Raw genomic sequence first — 23,358 nt, 5'->3', positions numbered from 1 at the left:
GGAATAATGCCGGTGAGCAGCCCTTCCCCGAACCTTGACGCCAACCTCGCTGTCGCCCTCGACGCCCTGCTGACCGAGCAGAGCGTCACCCGTGCCGCCGCGCGGCTGCGCACCTCCCCCGCGGCGATGAGCCGCACCCTGGCCCGGCTGCGCCGGGTGCTCCAGGATCCGCTCCTGGTGCGGGCAGGACAGGCGATGGTGCCCACACCCCGCGCCGAGGCGCTGCGGGATGAGGCCGCCGCGGTGGTGCGCCGGCTGGAGGCATTGCTCACCCCGAGCGGCGGGATCGACCCCGCCGCACTGCGGCGCACCTTCACCGTCCAGGCCTCGGACCTGGTCGGCGCGGCGCTGGCGCCGGCTCTGCTCGGGCTGGCCCGGCGCCAGGTGCCGGGCGTCTCGCTGCGGGTGCTGGCCGAGGAGTGGGAGGCGGGCCCCGCGCTGCGCGAGGGCCGGATCGATCTGGAGATCGGGGCCATCGACCACGTCGACCCGGAGACCCGGGTCGAAGAGCTGGTCACACTGCGGATGGTGGCCGGCGTCAGGGGCGGGCACCCGCTCGCCGAAACAACCCTGACACCCGCCAGGCTGGCGGCGGCCGAGCACGTGGCGGTCAGCCGCCGGGGACGCTTCACCGGCCCGCTGGACGCGGCCTTGGCCGAACACGGGCTCAGCCGGCGGGTCAGCGCCGTCCTGCCCGGACATCTGGCGGCGATGGCACTGGCCGCGGTCACCGACGTGGTCTGCCTGATGCCGACCGCGCTGCCGGGCGAGCCCTCTTCACCACTCAGCGACGCGGCGCACGCGCTGGGACTGCGCCTGCTGGAAATCCCGCTGCCGCTGCCACCACTGACGATCGGCATGGCCTGGCACCCACGCCACACCGCCGACGGGGCCCACCAGTGGCTGCGTGACGCCGTGCGCCGGGTACTCCGTCCGACCCGGGAGGAATAACCCACGGCCCGGTCCGCGCATACCCGGGCGCCCGGACACAGGCCCGAACCCGACCTGGGGTCGAGCTTGGTGACGTCGATGTCCAGGCGCTGCTCGTAGGCCTCCGGCACCAAGTCGATCTCGTGGGTGGAGTACTCACCCCTAACCACTGCCCGATTGATCCCCGAGACCGGGAACCCGCCCGACCATGAGCGCCTACCCCGTTCGGAGCGGCGCAGTCGGACAGACTTCACTGGCAGAGGGACAAACTTCAGTGGCAACGGACACCACTCGACGCACCTCGAGGTCGTTCGTCCTTCGTTTCGCTCCGGGCGCTCCACCTGTGTCGCTGGTCCATTGTGGGACCACCACGTTGTCAGTCGTGGGGCCGCCGACGGGGCCACCGACGCAGCGCAGAACTGGAATAGGTTTTCGCGCTGACGATTGGCGAACGCTGCGTTCCCGAACAACCGATAAGCGGCATGTGCGGATGTTGGCCGGCTAATGTGCAGGCGGCCCGACCGCCTGGCCTTCTAGACTTCCGCCATGTTCGAGTACCACGGGTGGATAACGCTTCGCTCGACCGCTGAAGCGCTTGACGACGAACCGCCTCTTCGTCTCAGCGAGATCCAGGCCCTGGTCGACGAGCTGGCTGGTTACGCGTTGATGGATCTTCAGCCGATGAATGGCGAGTACTACATCCACCTCGGTGGGAACCCGAATCATCGCGGGCAGCATGGTGAAGCGGTGGTCGACCTGTTCGTCAAAGTCGGACAGCTTGCCCCAGGGTCATACGGGCTGCTGTACGTCCACGACGACGAGCACCCGGAGCACATGCTGAGCTTCCGTGTCTTCCGGCTGGTCCGAGGCACGGTCACCGAGCACGCAGACCACCTTCTGTCGCCGGTGATCCCCACACTGGAGGATGAGGATACGAGCTGACCAGGACGACCATACGTCTGCTCATCGGCATTTCCGGACGTTCGGTTGCCGTCGCCATGATCGGTCCGCAAGGTAGATCTGGAACATGTTCTCTCGGTGGATCACCTGCTGTTGATGGCCCGCCGACTGGCAACGTGGTGGTCCCCCAACAGGTGGCCAACGACACCACCTGGACCTATACCTTCGCAACAGCCCAGGACAGCAAGGATCAAAGGAGAGGCGAAGTGCGCGCGCCTCTGTCAGCGGCCAGCCGGAATCTGAACTGGCCACTAACACGCCTCACGAACCACTCGACACCGTGCTGGTCACGGAATCGAGCACACGACTGACCTCCCTGGACACCCCGCCCCCTCTTTGCCAGGATCGCGTGAGACACCCGGTGTGAGTACCGGGGTTCCTGACCAAGGGCGGGATCGGAGATCCTTGTGTACGTGTCCACCCCGTCTGACGACCAGCCCAGCCCGACGACCCCAGCGGCCGATCCCGCGCCACGACCGTCCCGGCGGGTGTTCACCACGGAGTACAAACTGGCCATCGTCACCGAGTACGAGAACGCCCCGAACGGCGAGAAAGGCGCGATCCTGCGCCGTGAAGGCCTGTACTCCTCCCACGTCATCGAATGGGCACGAGCCCGGGACGCGGGCACCCTGACCCACCGGCCGGCAGATCCAGCAGCTGCCTCGAAACGCCCCAGGAAAACAGCCGAGCAACTCGAGTTGGAAGAACTCCGCCGCCGTAACGCGAAACTGGAAGCCGACCTCACCAAAACCCGCTTGGCGCTGGACATCATGGGAAAAGCACACGCGCTCTTGGAAGAACTCTCCGAGAGTGCGGACAACGACAAGCCGCCGACGACATCCTGACCACCACGTTCACCGAACTGCGCTCAGCGGACGTGTCGGTGCAGAAATCCTGCGCGCTGACCGGGATATCCCCGAGCCACCCACTACCGACACACCAAACCTGCAGCAGTCAAACACGGTCCATGGCTGCCCCGCAGACCACCACCCTCAGCACTGACCGACACCGAACGGACCGCCGTGCTGGACCTGTTGACCAGCCCTGCCTATCGAGACCTGGCCATCCCGCAGGTCTGGGCCCGGGAACTGGACGAAGGCCGCTACCACTGCTCGATCTCCACGATGTACCGCATCGCCCGCGCCGCCGGCCAGGTCTCCGAACGCCGCCGTCAGGCCACTCATCCGCCCCGGATCCGCCCGGAGCTGGTCGCCCACGGACCCAGCGAGGTGTGGTCCTGGGACATCACCGCGTTGAAAGGACCGGTGAAAGGGATGTGGTACAAGTGCTACGTCATCCTCGATATCGTTTCCCGGTATGTCACCGGCTGGCTGGTCGCCGCGGCCGAGGACGCGGTTGTGGCCAAGGATTTCCTGGCTGATGCCATTGCCCGTAACGGATGCGAGCCGCACACCATCCACGCCGACCGCGGCGGGGCGATGGTCTCCAAACCAGTCTCCGAACTCCTGACCGACCTCGGAGTGCTGCGGTCGCATTCCCGCCCTCGAACCTCGAACGACAACCCGTATTCGGATTATGCCGAGCGGGTGGTTATGCCGGGGCGGCCCGCGCAGGTGGGTATCGGGGCTGGTGGGGCGATGGTTTCGCGGTGAACGACTCGGCATAACTACAGGCTGCGGGCTCATGCTTGCTCTGTCCGATTCGTCGTTCAGAGGAGGCTGAGATGAAACAGCGTCGGGTAATGGGCATTGCTGGCCCTCTTGCGTTATATGCCAACGGGTTCCAGGCAGAGCTTGAGTGCCAGGGTTATGCGCCGGACTCGGTGCGCTGGCGGCTGCGCCAACTGCGGGCACTGAGTCGATGGCTGCACGAGAATCGCCTCACCGCAGCAGATTTGAACGCCGAGTGCGTGACCGGGCTGGTCAGTGCCCGCCGCGCGAACGGGTTGGTGACCCTGGTGTCGGCGGCCAACTTCGCGCTCGTGGTGGATTATCTCCGCGAGATCGGTGCGGTGCCACCGGACGAGTCGGCACGCACCGATCCGGTCGAGTGCCTACTCGAACAGTATCGCGGCTATTTGGTCAGCGAACGAGGTCTCGCCTCGGGCAGCGTCTCGGTCAATCTGCGTGTCGCTGAACGTTTCTGCCGTGACGTCCAGTCCCGGCACCACCGGCTGGAAGACCTGTCGGCTGGTGAGGTGACAGCTTATGCCGAAGCGGTCTGCGCGCGTTCCAGCGTCGGATGGTCGAAGAAGACGATGACGGCGTTGGCGTCGTTGCTGCGCTTCCTCCACGTCACCGGCGTGATCGGGGACGCCCTCGGAACGACGCTGCCGAAAGTCGCGGGACATCGGCGCAGTCTTGCTCGTGAACTCACCGACGCGGATGTCGGGCGTCTACTGGCGGGCTGTGACCGGCAGCGCCTGGTCGGGTTGCGTGACCACGCGATCGTGATCGTGTTGTGGCGATTGGGACTTCGTGCTGGTGAGGTGGCCGCGCTGACGGTCGACGAGGTGGACTGGCACCGTGGTGAGGTCACCGTCTGCGGCAAAGGCAACCGCTACGAGGTGCTCCCACTGCCCGCCGATGTCGGCGCGGCGGTCGTGGCCTACCTGCGCGATGATCGTCGCCGGGTTCCGCCGCGGTGCCGGGCGCTGTTCACGAGCGTGCGGGCACCCGAAGGCACGATGACCGCCGGTGGTGTTTGTGACGTGGTCACCCGGCTGGCCGGGCGGGCAGGGATGCCAGCCACCGGGCCGCACCTGCTACGTCACGGCGCGGCGGCGCACTTGCTGCGCCACGGCAGTTCGTGGACCGATGTCGCCCAGGTGTTGCGGCACCGCAACGTTGGTGTCACCGCCTGCTACGCCACCGTCGATCCCACGACCGCGACAGAACTGGCACGGCCATGGCCAGGTGCGCGATGACCGATCTGCACGCCGCCGTCGACTCGTATCTGACCCTTCGCCGCAGCCTGGGCTACCAGCTCACCGATCACGCACGGCTGTTACCCGACTTCGTCGACTACCTGCGCCGCAACGACGCCGAACACGTCACCACACAGCTGGCGCTGGCCTGGGCTGTCCAGCCTTCTGGTGCCGGACCGATCTGGTGGCGCCAGCGATTGGGGATGGTCCGCGGCTTCGCCGAATACCTGCACAATCTCGACCCTGCCACCGAGATCCCGCCGCGGGATCTGCTGCCCGCCAGCCAGCAGCGGATCGCACCGTATCTGTATTCCGACACCGACATCACCACGCTGATGGCCGCGGCCCGCGACCTGAAACCACCGCTGCGGGCAGCGACCTACGAGACGTTCATCGGCCTGCTGGTGGTCACCGGCCTGCGGCTGGGCGAAGCCCTCGCCCTGAACCGCGGTGACATCGACGAGCCCGCCCGGCTGCTGCGGGTACGGCACGCCAAACGCGGTAGTCGGCGAATTCCGTTGCACGACACGACGATCTGCGCCGTTCACAACTACTTCGACACTGTCGACCGGCACTTCCCAGCACCGCTGTCGCCGGCGTTGTTCGTCTCGATCCGCGGCACGCGCATGAACAAGGATTCCCTGCACGCCACGTTCCCGGTCTTGATCGACCGCGCCGGTCTCACCGGACGGGGACAACGCATCCGCCCGAGAATTCACGATCTGCGCCACAGTTTCGCCGTCAACCAACTGCTCGACTGGCACCGGCAACGCGTCGACGTCGATACCCGAATCCCGCTGCTGTCAGCGGTTCTCGGCCACGGCGACCCGGTCTCGACGTATTGGTACTTGCAAGCGGCACCGGAACTGTTCGCGGTCGTGGGCCAGCGGCTCGACGAGGTGCTGGGAGAACTGCCATGAGCCCGCTGGCCCCCACCCTGCAGAAGTTCTTCACCGACCGGCTTGTCCTCCAGCGGCAGGCAAGCCCGGCCACCATCGCAGCATACCGGGACACGTTCCGGCTGTTGCTGGTGTTCATCGCCGACCGAAACCATACCGCCCCAAACGATCTCGACATCACCGATCTCGACGCCCCGACGATCGTGGCGTTTCTGACCCACCTGGAAACCGCGCGGCGCAACAGCGTCCGGACCCGCAACGCCCGTCTCGCGGCGATCCACTCGTTGTTCCGGTTCGCCGCGTTCGAGCACCCCGAGCACGCACAGGTGATCGCGCGGGTGCTGTCGATCCCGCAGAAACGCTACGACCGGGCGATCGTCTCGTTCCTCACCAAACCGGAGGTCGAAGCGATCCTCGCCGCACCCGACCGCGACAGCTGGCTCGGGCGCCGCGACCACACCCTGCTCACCCTCGCCGTCCAAACCGGACTGCGCGTCAGCGAACTCACTCGGCTGCGCCGCGGCGACGTCACCCTCACCGCCGGCGCGAACGTCCGCTGCCACGGCAAGGGCCGCAAACAACGATGCACACCCCTGACCGCCCATACCGTCGCCACGCTGCGGGAATGGTTACGTGCCCAGCCCGGCGATCCCGATTCTCCATTGTTTGCAACCCGCCACGGCACACCGCTGACCACTGATGCCGTCGAATGGCTCGTCACCAAGTACGCCGCCGCGGCGACAGCCCGATGTCCGTCGCTGACAGGAAAACGAGTCACGCCCCACACCCTGCGGCACAGTGCCGCGATGTTCTTACGCGAAGCGGGCGTGGATATTTCGGTGATCGCGTTGTGGCTCGGGCACGAAAGCATTGCCAGCACACAGATTTACCTCCACGCCGACCTAGCCGTCAAACAACGTGCACTGGCCCGGACCAGCCCGCCCGGAGTCCCCTCCAAACGCTACCGCCCTCCCGATGCCCTGCTCGCCTACCTCGACAGCCTGTAGTTATGCCGGGTCGTTCACCGCGAAACCATCGCCCCACCAGCCCCCGATACCCACCTGCGCGGGCCGCCCCGGCATAACCACCCGCTCGGCATAATCGGAGTTATCCGGAACTCCGGATAATTCGGAGGCACAATTCAAGACCATGAAGTACGTGCCTGATTTCCCCGACCGGTTCGGGTCACTGGCGGATGCCCGCGCGTTTTGTGAAGGTTTCTTCCTGTCCTACAACCACGAACACCGACACTCCGGGATCGGAATGCACACCCCGGCCTCGGTGCACTTCGGCACCGCCGAGCAGGTCCAGGTGCAGCGTCAGGCCACGCTCAGCCGGGCCTACGCGGCGCACCCGGAACGCTTCACCCGCCGGCCCTGGCCACCCAAGCTGCCCGAGGTGGCCTGGATCAACCAACCCATCGCACAGCCACAGCCAACCCCATAGGCACAAACCGTCTCAATTGGACTTGACAACTACCGGAACGTGTGTAGCCGATGCCGGTCAGATCAGCTCGATCCTGCGGCACACCCGGGGCCACGATCCACTGTGAGCGTGGCCGGCTGGGGTGATACCTGTCAGCAGTGACGGGAAGTGATGCGCGTTGTGCCTGGCAAGTTCGCGCAGGCGCTGGTACTACTGGACGAGACCGAAGTCAAGCTCGGTATCAGACTGGACGCCGAGGTCGGGGCAGCCATCGCCAGAGGGCATGGCGGTAGTTTCGAGATCACCCACACCCGGCGCGCGGGACCGCACACATCGGGCACCCAGGAAACATAACCCTGGCCAAGAGAGGTGCACCGTGGAGGATGGGTTATCGGACCGTGAGCCGGACTTCTGGCTCACCGGCATCGAACTCTTCGCATTCCGCCTTGGCAGGCTGGAGAAACAGGCCCAGGAACTCATGAGAGCCGGCCGTCTTGCCGAGGCTATCGACGTATTTCAGCAGGACACCGATGTCATGCACAATGCTGTGGCCGCCACGCTGAAGGCTGGCGCCGTTCGCGACAAGCGGCTCGACCGCGTGATCGATTTCCGCACCGCGCACGCGCTGCGCAATATAGGCATGATCGAAGCGCTGCGTGTCCGCATCGATCCCGCGCTGGACCGGACCGCGGAAGCGGTGCGGCTGTTGCGACGGCTCGACACCGATCGAACCGAACCAATTGTGCGGGACGAATTCATCAAGGCGCTTCACGCGTTCGCCTTCACACGGGCGCTGTGCCGCACTCAGCTCACCGAAGCCGCCGACGCCATCTCCGAGGTGCTGCGGTTGCTGGATCAGCTGGACATGGAGGACGGCGAGGTGTCGGAGAACTTCCGTGCAGCCGCCCAACTCCTGGCACGACAGATCCAACAGCTTCGCGAGTACGTGGCGGCTGGGCGGCCGGCCGGGATACCGGGGTCGGTGCTACCCGGCATCGACTGGCGCGCCGATCTCGCCGAACTCACCCGGCAGCCGGGGGCCCTGGAACAAATGGACGTGCAGGAGTTGCTCCGCGAGCTGGGCAACGTTGACCAGGCCGAGGCGCTGCTGCGCATGATGGACGAACGCGGCGACGCTGACGGCGCATACAAACACGGCATGCTCCTGCAAGCCCGCGATGACCTGGCCGCCGCCGAGGCGGCCTACCGTCGTGGTGCCGAACGTGGCAGCCACGCCGCCGCCTACCAGCTGGGTATCCTCCGCAAGAATCAACGAGACACCCTAGGCGCCATAGCGGCACTCGAACAAGCCGCCCAGTCCGACGACAAGGAACTGGCGTCCAAGGCACAACGCGCCCTGGACAAACTCACCAGAAAACGCCGGTTCCCCTGGATACGGCGCTCATCGTGAACGTCCTACGCGGGGCCTCTCCGCCCCAACAGCTTGACACAGAGAGGTTCCGCTCCCGACGCAGTCCCAGGCCGTCCTGACAGCGAGCTTCGTCGACGGCCGAACATCCGCGATTCGGCATGTGCGGGTGTCGAGCGGCATGATCAAGTAACACGCTCGATCAGCGGCATGACAGGATGTTGGACAAGTTGCGAAGTCGTCCCGTGGCTCGGTGCGGGTTCTCGTCGTCGCCTTATCTTTTCGTGTGAAACGACCGATTGATCAACGAGTACGAGCCGATAGCGGCCTGACGTAGGTCAGCGCCGCAGGGCCGACTTCTGGCACCCCACACCCGGCCGAACGAAGATCCGGTACAGCAGTCGCGACCACAGGTCCCACGATCATGCGCTACGGTTCAGGCATGCCGCCGGGTCGTCATGCGCTCGGCTCGTTGAGGTATGTCTTGCGTTCTTCGGCTGTCAGTTGTCGGGTGAGGTGTTGGTCGGCGAAGGCGAGGACGTCGTTGATCGGTCGGCACACTTCGCACCGCCAGATGCGTACGGTGCCGTCGTCGTGTGCCGTGGCCAGTCTGCCGTCGGTGGAGAAGGTCACGGTCTCCACTGAAGCGCGGAAACCCTGCAGTTGCAGGGGATCTCGGGTACTGGTGAATTGCCACAGACGTACAGTGGCGTCATTGCCGCTGGTTGCCAGGGTGTGGCCGTCGGCGCTGAACGCCACGCTCCACACCACCCCTTGATGGCCGTGCAGCACCAAGGGGTCGGTTTCGCCGCTGATACTCCAGATTCGGACGGTGCCGTCGTTTCCGCCGCTGGCGAGGCGTTTTCCGTCCGGGCTGAAGGCCACTGTCCACACCAGCCCCTGATGGCCGCGGAACACGGCGGGTGCGCCTGTCCGGGTGAGGTCCCAGACCAGTACGGTGCCGCTGGGACCGGCGCTGGCGATGTGCCGCCCGTCCGGGCTCCACGCGACGTAGCACAACGCGCCCTGATCGCCCTGGAGCTGCGTTGGTTCATCGGCCCCGGTGGTGGTGTTCCAGATCCGGATGGAACCACTGCGGTTCGCGGCGGCGAGGCGTTGTCCATCCGGGCTGAACGCCACCTGCCATACCGGTCCTGGGTCATGCAGCACTACCGGTGTGCTCTTGCCGGTGACCATATGTATCCGCACGGTGCCGTTGTCGGCGACGCTGGCCACGCGCTGTCCGTCTGAGCTGAACGTCACCTGGAGCAGCAGTCCGTCCTGCCCGTGCAGCACCCTGGGCTCTGTTTTCCCAGTGGTGTCCCAGATTCGAACGGTGCCGTCGTCGCTGGCGCTGGCCAGTGTGCGGCCGTCCGGACTGAACACGGCGCCCCGTGCCGGTCCGTCGTGTCCGCGCAGCACGGTCGCGTCGCCGACTTCGTCGATGTCCCAGACCCGCGCGGTGCCGTCGTCGCTGGCGCTGGCGAGTTGCCAGCCGTCGGGGTCGAATGCCGCTGCCCAAACCGTGCCGTGATGTCCGCGCAGCACCAAGGGACGAGCATGGCTGGTGGCGTTCCAGACCCGTACGGTGCCGTCGTTGCCGGTGCTGGCGATCCAGCGGCCGTCACGGCTGTAGGTGGCGCTTTCCGCGGTGCCGTCGTGGGTGCCGAGGACCACCGAGCCGGGCGAGCCGTCCGTGTCCCACACCCGCACCGTGCCGTCGGTGCTGGCGGTGGCCAGGTGCTGTCCGTCCGGGCTGAACGCCACTGACTCCACCGAGTTCTCGTGGCCCCGCAACACGATCGGTGCGCGCGTGTCGTCCAGTGTCCAGATCCGGACGGTGTTGTCGCCGCCGCTGCTGGCCAGGCGCCGTCCGTCGGGGCTGAATGCCACGCCGAGCACGCGCTCGTTGTGGCCGCGCAACACAGTGAGTTCGCTGCCGTTGATGGTCCATATCCGCAGGGTGCCGTCCTGGCTGGCGCTGGCCACCTGTTGCCCGTCCGGGCTGAATGCCACGCTCCACACCTTGTCCTGATGTCCTTGCAGCAGCAGCGGAGGGGCGCCGGATGTCCAGTCCCAGATGGTTGCCGTGCCGTCGATACCGGCCGCGGCGATCCGGTTCCCGTCCGGGCTGAACACCGGGTTCCATACTTCGCCGTGGTGGCCGGCCAGCTCAACAGGGCTGGCTGTGGACACCCGGCCGTGATCGCACGCCCATACCCGGACCATGCCGTCCGCACCGCTGGTGGCTAGGTGCTTGCCGTCCGGGCTGAACGCGACCCCGGTGACCTTTCCTTGGTGCGCGGGGATGCTGGCGCGAACATGTGAGGCGACGGCGGCCTGGCTCAGCATGGCCTCGCTGTCTGCGTTCGGGTTGGTCCGGAATGCTTCCTTGGCGAGCAGCAGGCCGAGTTCCGGATCGAGCTGCAGCTGGGCGCGGGCAGTGGCGACGAGCTGGCGGCTGAAGGCGAGCCGGCTCTCGTTCTCGGCTCGATCGGCCGACAGCCACGCGAGGACCGCGAGAACCGTCACCGCTGCCGTCGCCGATGCAAGGCCACCGATGGTCAAACGGACGCGTCGGCGCCGCGTGCGGTGTTCACGTATCTTCGCGCGGTGGCTGTCGGCCAGGAAGGTGCGCTCGGCGTCGTTGAGGCTGTCCTGCGGCCGGATCTGCCACGCCGCCAGCTGCGCTCCCCGGTACAGCAGCCCTTCGTCGCGGCCGTGGCGCTCCCACTCGATGACAGTCTCGGTCAGCCGCCGGTGAGCCGCCAAGCTCTCGCGGTCCTCGACCAGCCAGGCCTGCAGCCGTGGCCAGGAGCGAATCAGCGCCTCATGCGCCACTTCCACGGTGTCCTTGCCGACGGTCACCAAGCGTGCCGCGGTCAGCCTGGCCAGCACGGTGGCCACGGCTGGTGAGTCCGAGCCGCTGAGCAGTTCGGTGCGCGTGACGCGTCGTCGGGTGTCCTCGGTGCCCTCGCCGAGGGCGGTCAGGCGCAGAACGATGTTCCGGACAATCCGCTGTCGCTCGCTGTCGAACTCGTCGTAGACCCGGTCGGCTGTCTGGGCGATCGCCCCATGGACGCCGCCCGTTCGTTGGTAGCCGGCCAAGGTGACCATGTCACCGGAGCGGCGTTTCCACGTCTCCAGCAACGCGTGCGAGATCAACGGCAAGGCTCCCGGCTCGCCCCGTGCGTCCGCGACGATCGTTTCCACCAGTGCCTTCTCCACGGTCAATCCCGCGCTTACTGCCGGTTCTCGGATCACGCACCGCAGATCGTCGGCCTCCATTGGCCCTACCAGCACCTGCCGGTCCCGCAAGGCCGCCACCAGCCCTGGGTACCGGGCACATCGGGCGTAGAAGTCGGCCCGCGCACCCAGCACGATCCGGGCCTGCCCGTCACACCCCTCGGCGACCGCAAGAAGGCAGTCGATGAACCTCGTCCGTTCCTGCTCGTCAGGACAGAGTGTGAAGATCTCTTCGAACTGGTCGACCACAATCACCAGACGCGCCTGCTCTGGACGAGTGGCCAGCATCTGCTTGACCAGCACACCGACGCTGCCCGGTTCGGCCGCGAGTTGCGTGGCGACCGGCACCGCGGAGATACCGTTCAAGTTCGCCAATTGGATGGCCAGCTGTTCGATCGGGCGCCGACCGGGCGTGCACAGGATGACCGGCCAGTGCTCGCCGCCGGCGACGTCTCCCCGGCCGATCGCGGGCAGCAATCCGGCCCGCAGCAAAGATGACTTTCCGATGCCGGACGCGCCGAAAACAGCGAGAAATGGATCTCTCTCGATCCGGGAACACAATTCTTCGATCAAGCGGCCTCGGCCGTGAAACCGGTTGGCGTCCTCTTGCCGGAACGTCGCCAACCCCAGATACGGGGCCGCCGCCACATCGTCATCATCACTGTCGGGCGCCAGCTCATCGGACACCGCCTGCCAGCGCGACAGCCACATGTCACGGTCACCGGCACATGCCTGGACATATGCCAGCGTGACAGCCAGCGACGGAAACGTCCTACCACCGGCCGCTTCGGATAACGCTGTGACTGAATAGTGTGCGCGCTGGGCCAGCTCCCGGTAACTCGGCCGGCCGGCTGAGTCCCGCAACTGACGCAACTCGAACGCGAACCGTTGCACCAGACCTGTATCAGGATCAAGAAAACGCTCACGTCTCCCCACGACCCGATCCCCTGATCAAATTCAACCCCGCCCTTTTGTCCAGTTGTTATCTCTGGACAACCGTCCCGTGGACTATAGCCCCCAGTAGCCCGTCATGACGCGTGATCGTGACGAACAGCCCGCATGTGGACTGACAGAACGTCAACTAAGAGCCGCCGAAGATCGAAAGAACAAGATATTTTGTTTGTCCAGTTGCCGGTCATGGTGCTGGACAGCGGCTGCGGCGCTATACCGGTGGAGAGCGAAACGACCCGGATCAAGATCGGTCTGGCAAGAAGGTGCCAAGTAGGCCATCGAAGCAAGATCGGCTACAGATTACGAGTTCAGTCCTTCATGGACATCAACACGCCTCAGCGGGCAGATATTTACGGCAAAGGCGAATGAATTGAGGGCCACATTGTTGACGACGGCGGTTCCCGCCGTCAGAAAGGAACAGCGTGTTTCTAGTCGTCGACAGTATACGGCGAGAGTGAGAGCGCCGAGATCGGTTCGGCAGTCGTGGTCCAGACTCATGGCTTGGGTGCGGTGTTCCATTCGGTGATCCAGTGGCGGACGTCGCTCGCTTGATATTGCTGGCTGGCAACACGCCTGTGTGCTGACCCCAGCATGTATGCACCGTAGAAGAAATATCCACCGACTCGAATTGTCGAGGCTTTACATGAAACGTCTATTTGTCATCGTTTCGGGAATCATAATCATGCTGCTTGCCGCTGGCGGCGCCGCTACAGCCGAGTCCGTCACCCCGGACTCGTTCGCGGACTGTCCGGCGGGCAACGCGTGCTTCTACAACGATCTCGGGCAGAAATGCACCTGGAGTGACGCTGACCCTGACTGGTCATCGGGAAGCATCCGCTGCTCATGGGCCCGTACGAGGCAGGCAGTGTTCGTGACCAACCACGGAACATCCCCGGCCTTCACCGCCGTCGCCTTCTACCAAGGAACGAACTACACCTCCTACAACGGTTGCATGGGACAGGGCTGGGAAGGCCGGATCGGCCCGGTATTCCTGCTCTCCCACAGGTGGATCACCACCCCCTGCTGATCAGATGAGGAGCCCACCGAAAGCCGACGGCTTTCGGTGGGCCGATTCACAAAGGAGAAGAAATCCAATGTCAAGGTCGAGCCGACCCAACTTGGTGGTCCCGCGGAGAGTCGCGCCGCACGCGTCGGTGATCATGATCCGTGTGCTGATCACCGGCTTGAATGCTGGTTGACCGAAGGCACGCCGGGCAACCAACTGTCGTCGGCACAGCCGTAGGCCGCGGACCCGGACACCGGATATCAGGTTCATGTAGACAGCCCTGCTCGCTGTCTTCATCTCACGTAGGGCGCAGCCTGCCCGTACCCGGCAGCCAGAGTAGAAGTCACAGATCCGTGTACGAAGGTGTTCGCGCGCACGTACTCCGCTTCGGGGGTTGTACCGCTCGAAAAGTCATCGCTGCACGTCAAGCGACGTAACTGTGCTTCTTGATGAGGTCCTGAGCACGCTGGGTGCGGAGTAGTCTGCGAGCCTTGGCGCGGGATCGGACCTGCCGGTGATCGGGCTGCGGTGGACGGCGTTTGTGGTGGCAGGGCACGAGCAGTGCTTGCTGTGTCGTCGGCATCGCGCCTGTGCCGCTCGAAAAGCCGTCGCGCCTGGTCCGGACGCCGAGTAAGCCGTTGGGATCATGGTCCAGTGATCGTGTCACTGCTCTACCACCTGGCCCGACGACTGCTGTCGGTTCCGACCGTGCTGCTGCGCCGTGACATCACCAAGGACGCCGAACTGCTTGCACTCCGACACGAGACGCCGTCCTCCGCCGCCAGATCACCGGCCAAGTCCGATACGAACCAGCAGACCGTTTCTGGTTCGCCACCGTGTCCTCGCTACTCCCCCGACACCGCTGGCACGAGATCTTCCCCGTCCAACCCTGTGGGTGCCGACAACTACATCCATGGGACCTGACCTGCAGATCTCCGACAGCCCTAGACAAAGCGCCACTGGGCGAACACACCATGATGCTGCGTCGTGCTGCTGCGACTCCCCTACCTTGCTCTCACCGGCGTGTTCGCGTTCCTCCGGTTACTGCCGACCAGCAGCGCCGACAAGGACATCGAGATCTTGGCCCTGCGCCACCAGCTCACAGTCCTGCAGCGGCAAGTCGGCAAACCACATCTCACCCCGCCCGACCGCGCGTTCCTCGCCGCACTGCTGCATCGCATCCCCAGACCAACACTGCGGCAGCTCCACTTGATCGTCTCCCCCGACACGATCTTGCGCTGGCACCGTGACCTGCTCCGCGGCCGTCACGCGCGAGCATCCCGCCCGACACGACCAGGCCGACCGCGCACCATCCGCAGCATCCGGGCCCTTGTCCTGCGGCTCGCCCGCGAAAACCCGAACTGGGGCTATCGACGTATCCCCGGCGAACTCGCCGCCCTGGCCATCACGGTCGCTCCGTCCACCGTCTGGGAAATCCTTAAGAGCAACGGCGTCGAACCGGCGCCTCGCCGCGATCACCTAACCTGGGCTGCCTTCCTACGCAACCAAGCACACGCCATCCTCGCCGCCGACTTCTTCGAAACCCGATTCCTCACCGGCACCAGACTGTTCGTCCTCGCCGTCATCGAGCACGCCGCCCGCCGCGTCCGCATCCTCGGCGCGACCGCACACCCCACGGCGGCCTGGACCACTCAACTGGCCAGAAATCTCATGATGGATCTCCAGGACGCCGGCGCCACCACGGTGAAGTACCTGATCCGGGATCGCGACACCAAGTACACCGCCGCCTTCGACACCGTGCTTGCCGACAGCGGGATCACGATCGTCAAGACCGGGATCCACGTACCACGCATGAACTCGATCATGGAACGCTGGATCCGCACCTGCAGAACCGAACTCCTCGACCGCACACTCATCCTGAACCAAGCACATCTACTACGCGCACTTCGCGAGTACGAAGACTTCTACAACCAGCATCGACCTCACCGCGCGCTACATGCCGCAGCACCACAACGCGCACTACCAGAACCCATCACCGACCCAGCCGTACTCACGCACCTCGACATCCAACGACAAGATCGACTCGGCGGCATCCTCCACGAGTACCACCACGCTGCTTGACCTGCGTGGACGCCATTGTCGGCACCTACAACGTTACACCGCGGAAACTAGCCACCAGAACGAAAAAAGCCCGGGCCAAGGCAAACGCCCGTTAATATCTCGTGGGATTCGCCCGTGCGATGCCTGACGCCCCGAGGAGCCCATGAGTAATCCGTTGGTGGCTGAACGGCAGGACTCCACGCAGGGGTTCAGTGGTGTGCCGTTGCTGGAATCGGTGAACGACACGAGCAAGGCCATCGAGAGCGGTGACTGGGCGTCGGGTGTGCTGGGCGCGGCGGGGACCGCGCTGGATGCGCTGGGTATGGCGTTGGATCCGTTCGGTGCGATCTTCGCGGCGGGTGTGGGTTGGTTGATCGAGCACGTCGGGCCGTTGTCGGACGCGCTCGACGAGCTGACCGGTGATCCGGACCAGATCAAGGCGCACGCGGAGACGTGGAAGAACATCGCCGGCGAACTCGGCTCGATCAGTGCTGATCTGGCCGACCAGGTCAAGAATGACACGGCCGCGTGGACTGGGGAGTCCGCGGATGCCTATCGGGCGCGTGGCGCGGACACGGCCAATCTGATCGCAGCGGCGAAATCCGCGGCTGAGGGCGCGTCCAGCGGGATCGCCACGGCCGGGGAGGTCGTGGCGGCGGTGCGCACGCTGGTGCGTGACATCATCGCCGAACTGGTCGGGCATTTGATCAGCTGGGCGTTGCAGGTGCTGTTCACCCTCGGTATCGGCATGGCCTGGGTCGTGCCGCAGGTCGTCGGCGCGATCGCCAAGACCGCCTCGAAGATCGCCGGCATGACCACGAAGCTGGTGCAGGCACTGGGCAAGCTCGCCCCGATGCTCAAGAAACTGGGCAGCACGTTCGGTGACGTGAACAAGGCACTCAAGAACGTCAAGCCAGGCAAGACCACACCGCCTCCGGCCAAGGCAGACCCGCCGGGCGCCACCCCCAAGGGCGTCGACTTGCCCAAGGGCGGCGGCACGACACCGTCGGGCGCGAGTCCGACCCCGAAGCCGGACATCTCACCACCGCCGCCCAGGACCGATCCGAGCGGATCGCCGAACCCGCCTGGCAACGACATGCCCACGCCGGCCCCGGGTGGGAAGGACGGCCCCAATGGGTCCACCTCCCCGTCGGGATCGACGAACAAGCCGGACACCCCACCGCCGCCCAAAAACGGCAATGCCTCACCAGATGGCACGGTCCGTGGCGATCCGGATCGCAATGCGAAACTCGTATCAGTGGGCGGCAAGCCGGTTAAGCCGGACCCGGCGGCGCAGGTGGCGGACTTCAAGGATCCGCTGCCGACCGACGTGCCGGCACACCAGCGGCCGACGGTGTCGGACCCGGTCGACATCGCCACCGGTGAGGTTGTGCTGGGCCAGACCGATATCGACCTGCCTGGGCTGCTTTCCCTGGTGCTGCGGCGGACCCACGTGTCGAGTTACCGGGCGGGCAGGTCCTTCGGCAGGTCCTGGGCCTCGACGCTGGATCAGCGGGTGCGGCTGGATGCCGGCCAGGCCGTCTTCGTCGCCGACGATGGAATGGCGCTGGTCTACCCGCTGCCCGCGGACCAGCGCCCGGTGCTGCCCCACAGCGGCCCTCGCTGGCCGCTGGCTCGCGTCGGCGATGGCACGTGGACGATCACCGATCCGAGCCGGGACCGGACCCTCGGCTTCGCTCCGGTTGCCGGTCACCCGGGCCTTTTCCTGCTGGCCACGGTCACTGGCGGGCAGAGCCAGTGGCTGACGATCGACCGCGAGCCGGACGGCACCCCGCGAGCCGTCCGGCATCACGGTGGTTACGAAGTGCGAATCGACACCGAGTCAAGCCGGGTCACCGGCTTGTGGATGGCCACGCCGGACGGCGAGCCGGACGTCCGAATCGCCGGCTATCACTACGACGATGCCGGCGACCTCGCCGAGGTCGTCAACTCTTCCGGCCGTCCGATGCAGTTCTCCTACGACCCCGATGGCCGGATCGTGCGCTGGGTGAGCCGGTCCGGGATGTGGTACGAGTACGCCTACGACGAGTCCGGCCGCTGCATACGGACGACAGGCGCCGGGGACTTCCTGAGCGGAGTCTTCCGCTACGACACCGAGAACATGGTGTCCACCTACGTCGACTCGCTCGGCAACACCAGCACCTATCATCTCGATGCGTCGTCGCGTGTGCGCAGCCATCTCGATCCCTTGGGTCGCACGACTCGCTACGAGCGAGACTTGTTCGGCAACGTGGTGGCCACCATCGATCCGCTCGGCAACATCACGCGCCACGAGTACAACGACAGCGGTGAACTCACCGCTGTCACCTATCCCGACGGCGCGCGGACGGTGTACGAGTACGCCACGCACCGGTTGATCGCCACAGTGCATCCCGATGGCTCGGCCTCCCGCAACGAATACGGCGCCGACGGCACCGTCACCGCCACCGTCGACGAGTCAGGCGCACGTACCACCTACACCTACGACGCGGTCGGCGGACTCACCTCCGTCACCGACCCACTGGGCGGCGCGACCACTGTCGAGACGAACGCCGCAGGCTTGCCGATCAAGGTCACGTCCCCGGCTGGCGCTGTCACCCGCTACACCTATGACTTGTTCGGCCGCACCAGCACGGTCGTCGACCCGCTTGGCGGGAACACCCGCTTCACGTGGACGGTCGAGGGCATGCCCCTATCGCTCACGTCACCGGACGGCGCGACTCACCGCTGGCGGTACACCGCGGACGGGGTTGTCCAGGAGAAGATCGACGCGGTGGGCCAGGCCACCCATGTCGAGTACGGGCACTTCGACTTCCCCACCGGGGAGCTGTCCCCGGACGGCACTCGGCTGCGGTACACATACGACACCGAACTCAGGCTGATCGCCGTCACCAACCAGCACGGTCTGGTGTGGCGCTACGAGCACGACGCGGCTGGGCAGTTGGTGCGGGAGACCGATTTCGATGGTCGTACGCAGCACTACACCTACGACAGCGCCGGGCGGCTCGTCGAGCGTGTCAACGCCGAAGGCCAGGCCATTTCGATTGCCTGGGATGCCCGTGGCCAGATGACACAGCGAGTATCAGGCGGCGTGACCACAACGTTCGCTTACGACGCCGTCGGCCGTCTCCTGCGTGCCCGCAATCGCGATGCCGACGTGGTATTCGAGTACGACCCGACCGGACGGGTCGTGGGGGAGAGCGTCAACGGACACCGGGTTACCTCACGCTACGATGCTCTCGGCCGTCGGACCTACCGCAGGACGCCGACGGGTGCTGAGAGCTTCTGGGCCTACAACGCGGCCGATCTGCCCGTGGAGTTGCGCACTGCCGGTGAAACCATGCGGTTCACCTACGATCCGGCGGGACGTGAGGTGGAACGACGGATTGGCACCGGCGCACTGCTTTCCCAGCAGTGGAACCCGGCGGGCAGACTCGGTGCACAGACACTCGCGGCTGGGCCGAATACTCTGCAACGCAGGACATTCGCCTACCATCCCGACAACTCGCCAGCCGAGGTGCGGGACTTGCTCTCCGGCACGAAGCGATTCGACATCGACGCCGCGGGCCAGGTCACTACCGTTCACTGGCAGGCCACCGGCGTGTCCGAACGCTATCACTACGACCCGGCGGGCAACGTGACCTCCGCGGTGCCCGGTATCCATAACGACCTGGCGGGCCCGCGCGCCTACGCCGGCACACTGTTGCGGCAAGCCGGAAGCCTGCGCTACGAACACGATCGCGAGGGACGTGTGCTGCTGCGCGAGCGGCGGGCACCGAACAAAGTGGACACTTGGCGTTACCAGTGGGACGCCGAAAGCCGGCTCACCGCAGTGTCCACTCCGGATGGACAGCTATGGCGGTACACCTACGATCCGCTCGGGCGCAGGATCGGCAAGCACCGCGTCGCACCCGATGGCCGTGCCATTGCGGAGACGGTCCAATTCACCTGGGACGGCGACGTACTCGTCGAACAGGTCCGCGACGAGGCTGCCGCCACGGTGTGGAATTGGGAGCCAGGCAGCCACCGTGTCGTGAGCCAGACCGAACGAACCCGCCTGCCCGGCGCGTCGTCGGAGTGGGTGGACCAGCAGTTCTTCGCGATCGTCACCGACCAGATCGGTACCCCGGCCGAGCTCGTCACCCCAGGTGGGCAACTGGCCTGGCATGCCAGGACAACCTTGTGGGGGCTGTCGGCCGACACGCGGTCGGCGGCCGCGACGCCGTTGCGCTTTCCCGGCCAGTACCACGATCCGGAGACCGGCCTGCACTTCAACCTGCATCGCTACTACGACCCGGCCATCGGCCAGTACCTCAGCCACGATCCCCTCGGGCTTGCCCCAGGCCCCAACTCGCGTTACTACGTCGTCAATCCCTTGCTGTGGGCCGACCCTCTCGGACTCGACCCGATCACCCACGGGCGGCCCGACGGGCAGACTGTGCTCAGCGGCCACGGCAATCTCAACGGTAACGGCACGGTCAACGTCCCGGATGGAACGACGCTGCATTTCTACTCGCGTCCCCAGCAGCGCATCACCGACCGGCTGGGCAATGCCATCGAAATGGGCTTCGCCAAGCCATTCTCCTCCCACAAGCCAGGCGACGCCGTGCCGGACTACACACTCACCAAACCGACCGGCCTCAAGATCTACGGCAAACCGATCACCGTCACCGACGCCACGAAGTTGTCCGACCTACTGAAGCCTGGCATGGGCGACGTGCACTGGGCAGCCTGCCGAACATGAGGATGCGACGACGATGACCTTCTTCCCGGACGGCACACGATACGAAACCTGGGCAGGCGAACTGGGTGAAGTCGTCGCCATCGGCTGGCTCGACCCGGCCGAGCCCTTCCCCCTCGGCGTGGTACCCGCTGAGTTGCTCGACGCGCTGCTGCCCCTGATCGCGAACCCTGTCAACATGACCCGCGGCTGGCACATCTGCCAGTTCTGTCCCCAGCCTGCAGATGCGTTCCCCGAACCGCTGACCGTTGAGACACCTGACGGTCCGGCCATCCTCGGCTCCGCCGAAATCCACATCGATGGACGCGGCGGTGACCGGTACGTCGCCCCCACACTCATCCACCACTACATCCAAGCGCACCGCTACGCACCTCCACCCAGCTTCGTCGACGCAGTGCTCAGCAGGAGGACGACAGAAAACTAAAACCTGTACCGCCCGGTGGGGCGTCGACGGGTGCTGTAGTCCCATTTCCTAGCGATGAATCTGCGGTGCCAGGTCAGAATCGTGGCGGGTTGGACCGGGAAGATCTCGTCGACGTTCAAGGTCGTCAAACGGCACCTGTCGGCCGAAGGCGTCGACTGCGCCGACCCGATCTGGACACGGTCCGACAAAGACGGTGGCTACACCGTCCTCGGGCGCCTCGACCGTTCGTCGTAGTCGCGTTTGCGCTGCGGGTAGCCGGTTCGGAAGACCTCGTAGACGGGGATGCCGCGCTGGTTGCCGAACTTGATCGCGGCTTCGAGGCTGCCGATCTTGCGTCGCGTCCACTCGCCGTCACCCGCGATGAGCATGACGGTCGCGACGATGGTCGCCGTGCCGGGTTCGTAGTAGGCCTCGACATCGGAGCGTTGCACCGCCCACTGTTGCATGTACTCGATGTCCTCGTCGCGGGCACGTTGCATGGGCGCCATCGCGCCGGGCGGCGGCTTCCTGCGCCTGCGCGACCGGCGGAACGCCCGGAACACCACGACCACGACCACGACACCGAGAACCAGCACCAGAACCAGTTCCACGCTCCAGATGCCGACTTCAGGCGTCGTGGTCGCGGCGGTCTCGTCGAGCCAGCGGTGCACCGAGGTGACGTTGGTGGCCAGGCCGATCTGGCCGGAGCTGGCACTGGACGTGCCCGATCCGCTCAACGCGCCGATCAGTTCCCAGCGGCCGTCGGCCTGGATGACAACCGGGCCGCCGGAGTCGCCCTCGGCGGCCTGCTGCTTCGGGTCCTGCTCCGGCCAGGTCAGCACCTCGTTGCCGGAGGTCATGCTCGCGGTGCCGTCCAGCCGGATCGGCAACTGCTTGAGGACCTGGGAGACCGGGCAGTCCTTCTCCTCACAGACCTGACCCCATGCGACGAGCAGCGCCTGCTGCCCACCGCGTGGGGTCATCGGCGCGGCGACCTGGATGGGCGCCTTGTCCGACGGGCGATCCAGTTCGATCAGGCCGATGTCGAGCGCCTGTGGCCCTTTGACCAGGCGGGTGGCGCTGCGGGACTGGCCGCCGTAGCGGGACGTCGAGCCGATGAACAGCCGGAAGTCGTCCGCTTCGCGCAACGGGTTGTCCAGTCCGGGGTCGTTCTCCGCCTGGCCGGGCCGGTCAGTGACGATGCAGTGCCCGGCGGTGAGCACCCATCGCGGCGAGATCAGGGCGCCGCTGCACGAGCCGCGGGAGTGCTCGACCACCACGGCCCACGGGTACTCCTGGGTGACCTCCTGGCCGCCGACGATCGCCGACGCCGGTCCACCGGTCAGCAGCACCGAGGCAAGGGTGCACGCAACCAGTACGACCCTGCCGAATAAACCCCACACACGTCCCCCGCTCAACCACGACACACTAAAGATGCCAGAGCAGGAAAACAGCGACAAGCGCGGGCGCGTGGATCAGCCGGGCGGCGGACCGACGTACCGCGCCGCCGGGCGGATGATCTGCCGCCCTGTGCCTGTTCCAGCACGTTGGCGCACCAGCCGACGACTCGGCTGACCGCGAACGTCGGCGTGAAACATGGAGCGCGGGACACCGCACAGCTCTATCACCACACCCGCGTAGAACTCGACGCTGGTGTGCAGCACACGGCCAGGTTTCAGCTCGGCGAGGATCTCCACCACCCGCCGCTCCACGGCCGTGGCGAAGTCGATCAGGTCCCCGCCCAGCCCGGCCCCGATCTCCCTGAGCATCCGCGCCCGCGGGTCCTCGGTGCGGTACACGGCGTGCCCGAAGCCCATGATCTTGTCGCCTGCCAGCACTTTCGCCCGGATCCATTCGTCGATCCGGTCCGGCGTGCCGATCTCGTCGATGGTGGCCAACGCGCGATCCGGCGCGCCGCCATGCAGCGGACCGGAGAACGTGCCGATCGCCGCGGCGATCGCGGACACCACGTCCGCCCCGGAGGACGCGACCACGGTGAACGTGGACGCGTTGAAGCCGTGGTCGACGGTGGACACCAGATACGGCTCCAGCGCCGCGACGGCCACCGGAGCGGGCTCGTTCCCGGTCGTCAAGTGCGCCAGGTTTGGGTGTCGTGAGTCTTAAGAGGACTGTCTACCTCGTGTGGGGCTGTCTGCTGCCTGTGGATCACTAGTTTGGTGGTGGCGGGTGCCTTGGATGGCTCTCACGGCGTGAGGGCGGACCATCATGTCGCTGTGGTCCGAGACCGATCTGACGGTAGACGACGATGCGGTGCAGGCGTTTCAGATCACGAGCGGTGCAGAGTCGGCAGCCGTGCGCAGTGACGGTCACGCCAGACCGATCTCATCTCAGTTGAAGCTGCGTCCGCCCCAATGGCAGTCACGTACATTGACATGAAGAGCGGAGGATTGAACGTCGCCCGCTCGGCGCTTTGGCCGATCGTGTGGTGGAGGCACTCTGTGAGCTATGACTGCATGGAT

At 65.9% G+C, this 23,358-nt stretch carries 20 protein-coding genes and 2 pseudogenes; 17 read left to right on the top strand and 5 right to left on the bottom strand.

Going from position 1 to position 23,358, the window contains the following annotated elements:
* Positions 1-6: 6 nt before the first annotated feature.
* The 10 genes and pseudogenes from JOF56_RS25390 (at position 7) to JOF56_RS25345 (ending at position 8,512) form a co-directional block, all read left to right on the top strand.
* Entirely contained in the window at positions 7-951 is a 945-nt protein-coding gene (locus JOF56_RS25390; protein WP_209642014.1) for a LysR family transcriptional regulator, read from the top strand.
* A gap of 525 nt (positions 952-1,476) precedes the next feature.
* On the top strand, positions 1,477-1,872 hold the full coding sequence (locus tag JOF56_RS25385; protein WP_209642013.1) for an immunity 7 family protein: 396 nt from the start codon (positions 1,477-1,479) through the stop codon (positions 1,870-1,872).
* A 431-nt stretch (positions 1,873-2,303) separates the two neighbouring features.
* Positions 2,304-2,735, top strand: a complete 432-nt coding sequence (locus JOF56_RS25380) for a hypothetical protein (RefSeq protein WP_209642012.1) — start codon at positions 2,304-2,306, stop codon at positions 2,733-2,735.
* Positions 2,736-2,912: 177 nt separating this feature from the next.
* Positions 2,913-3,503: a DDE-type integrase/transposase/recombinase gene (locus tag JOF56_RS25375; protein ID WP_209642011.1), complete on the top strand. Its 591-nt coding sequence runs from the start codon at positions 2,913-2,915 to the stop codon at positions 3,501-3,503.
* Between the two features lie 71 nt (positions 3,504-3,574).
* Positions 3,575-4,777, top strand: a complete 1,203-nt coding sequence (locus tag JOF56_RS25370) for a tyrosine-type recombinase/integrase (protein WP_209642010.1) — start codon at positions 3,575-3,577, stop codon at positions 4,775-4,777.
* A complete protein-coding gene (locus tag JOF56_RS25365) occupies positions 4,774-5,697 on the top strand; it encodes a tyrosine-type recombinase/integrase (RefSeq protein ID WP_209642009.1) in 924 nt (307 codons plus the stop codon). Before JOF56_RS25370 ends, JOF56_RS25365 begins: the two co-directional genes overlap by 4 nt.
* Positions 5,694-6,683, top strand: a complete 990-nt coding sequence (locus tag JOF56_RS25360) for a tyrosine-type recombinase/integrase (protein ID WP_209642008.1) — start codon at positions 5,694-5,696, stop codon at positions 6,681-6,683. Before JOF56_RS25365 ends, JOF56_RS25360 begins: the two co-directional genes overlap by 4 nt.
* A 121-nt stretch (positions 6,684-6,804) precedes the next feature.
* A pseudogene (locus tag JOF56_RS25355) lies at positions 6,805-7,122 on the top strand (integrase core domain-containing protein); the annotation flags it as partial.
* Positions 7,123-7,272: 150 nt separating this feature from the next.
* The gene (locus JOF56_RS25350) at positions 7,273-7,455 is read left to right on the top strand and encodes a hypothetical protein (protein WP_209642006.1); all 183 of its coding nucleotides are present in this window, start codon (positions 7,273-7,275) and stop codon (positions 7,453-7,455) included.
* Between the two features lie 22 nt (positions 7,456-7,477).
* Positions 7,478-8,512, top strand: coding sequence for a tetratricopeptide repeat protein (locus JOF56_RS25345; protein WP_209642005.1), 1,035 nt, complete (start codon positions 7,478-7,480; stop codon positions 8,510-8,512).
* Between the two features lie 414 nt (positions 8,513-8,926).
* Here JOF56_RS25345 and JOF56_RS25340 read toward each other — a convergent pair whose 3' ends face one another.
* Positions 8,927-12,652: an nSTAND1 domain-containing NTPase gene (locus tag JOF56_RS25340; protein ID WP_307855251.1), complete on the bottom strand. Its 3,726-nt coding sequence runs from the start codon at positions 12,650-12,652 to the stop codon at positions 8,927-8,929.
* Between the two features lie 123 nt (positions 12,653-12,775).
* Between JOF56_RS25340 and JOF56_RS25335 the strand changes: the two genes are divergently transcribed.
* Positions 12,776-13,036, top strand: a complete 261-nt coding sequence (locus tag JOF56_RS25335) for a hypothetical protein (protein WP_209642004.1) — start codon at positions 12,776-12,778, stop codon at positions 13,034-13,036.
* A gap of 313 nt (positions 13,037-13,349) precedes the next feature.
* Positions 13,350-13,694, top strand: coding sequence for a hypothetical protein (locus JOF56_RS25330; protein WP_209642003.1), 345 nt, complete (start codon positions 13,350-13,352; stop codon positions 13,692-13,694).
* Between the two features lie 403 nt (positions 13,695-14,097).
* Here JOF56_RS25330 and JOF56_RS25325 read toward each other — a convergent pair whose 3' ends face one another.
* Positions 14,098-14,340 carry a hypothetical protein gene (locus JOF56_RS25325; RefSeq protein ID WP_209642002.1) on the bottom strand — a complete coding sequence of 81 codons (243 nt, stop codon included), beginning with the start codon at positions 14,338-14,340 and terminating at the stop codon, positions 14,098-14,100.
* On the opposite strand from JOF56_RS25325, the gene JOF56_RS25320 reads away from it, so the two are divergent.
* The 5 genes from JOF56_RS25320 (at position 14,328) to JOF56_RS25300 (ending at position 21,133) form a co-directional block, all read left to right on the top strand.
* Positions 14,328-14,597 (top strand): hypothetical protein, encoded by a 270-nt coding sequence (locus JOF56_RS25320; RefSeq protein WP_209642001.1) that lies wholly within the window; start codon positions 14,328-14,330, stop codon positions 14,595-14,597. The two genes, JOF56_RS25325 and JOF56_RS25320, sit on opposite strands and share 13 nt — an antisense overlap.
* 63 nt (positions 14,598-14,660) lie before the next feature.
* Complete coding sequence (locus JOF56_RS25315) at positions 14,661-15,755, top strand: integrase core domain-containing protein (protein WP_209642000.1); 1,095 nt, start codon at positions 14,661-14,663, stop codon at positions 15,753-15,755.
* A gap of 142 nt (positions 15,756-15,897) precedes the next feature.
* Positions 15,898-20,478 carry a putative adhesin gene (locus JOF56_RS25310; RefSeq protein WP_209641999.1) on the top strand — a complete coding sequence of 1,527 codons (4,581 nt, stop codon included), beginning with the start codon at positions 15,898-15,900 and terminating at the stop codon, positions 20,476-20,478.
* A 13-nt stretch (positions 20,479-20,491) separates the two neighbouring features.
* Positions 20,492-20,899: a DUF7919 family protein gene (locus JOF56_RS25305; protein WP_209641998.1), complete on the top strand. Its 408-nt coding sequence runs from the start codon at positions 20,492-20,494 to the stop codon at positions 20,897-20,899.
* 81 nt (positions 20,900-20,980) lie between these two features.
* Positions 20,981-21,133: a hypothetical protein gene (locus tag JOF56_RS25300; RefSeq protein WP_209641997.1), complete on the top strand. Its 153-nt coding sequence runs from the start codon at positions 20,981-20,983 to the stop codon at positions 21,131-21,133.
* Here the strand turns inward: JOF56_RS25300 and JOF56_RS25295 are convergent.
* The 3 genes and pseudogenes from JOF56_RS25295 to JOF56_RS25290 all read right to left on the bottom strand — a co-directional run.
* Complete coding sequence (locus JOF56_RS25295) at positions 21,097-22,230, bottom strand: S1 family peptidase (RefSeq protein ID WP_209641996.1); 1,134 nt, start codon at positions 22,228-22,230, stop codon at positions 21,097-21,099. The genes JOF56_RS25300 and JOF56_RS25295 overlap by 37 nt on opposite strands.
* 62 nt (positions 22,231-22,292) lie before the next feature.
* On the bottom strand, positions 22,293-22,490 hold the full coding sequence (locus JOF56_RS60770; protein ID WP_372448145.1) for a citrate/2-methylcitrate synthase: 198 nt from the start codon (positions 22,488-22,490) through the stop codon (positions 22,293-22,295).
* A gap of 1 nt (position 22,491) precedes the next feature.
* Positions 22,492-22,980: pseudogene (locus JOF56_RS25290) on the bottom strand (citrate/2-methylcitrate synthase); the annotation flags it as partial.
* Positions 22,981-23,358 lie beyond the last annotated feature (378 nt).

Origin of the sequence: Kibdelosporangium banguiense (genome assembly GCF_017876405.1) — a bacterium.
GTDB classification, from domain to species: Bacteria; Actinomycetota; Actinomycetes; order Mycobacteriales; family Pseudonocardiaceae; genus Kibdelosporangium; species Kibdelosporangium banguiense.
This window is presented reverse-complemented; position numbering and strand designations above follow the sequence as displayed.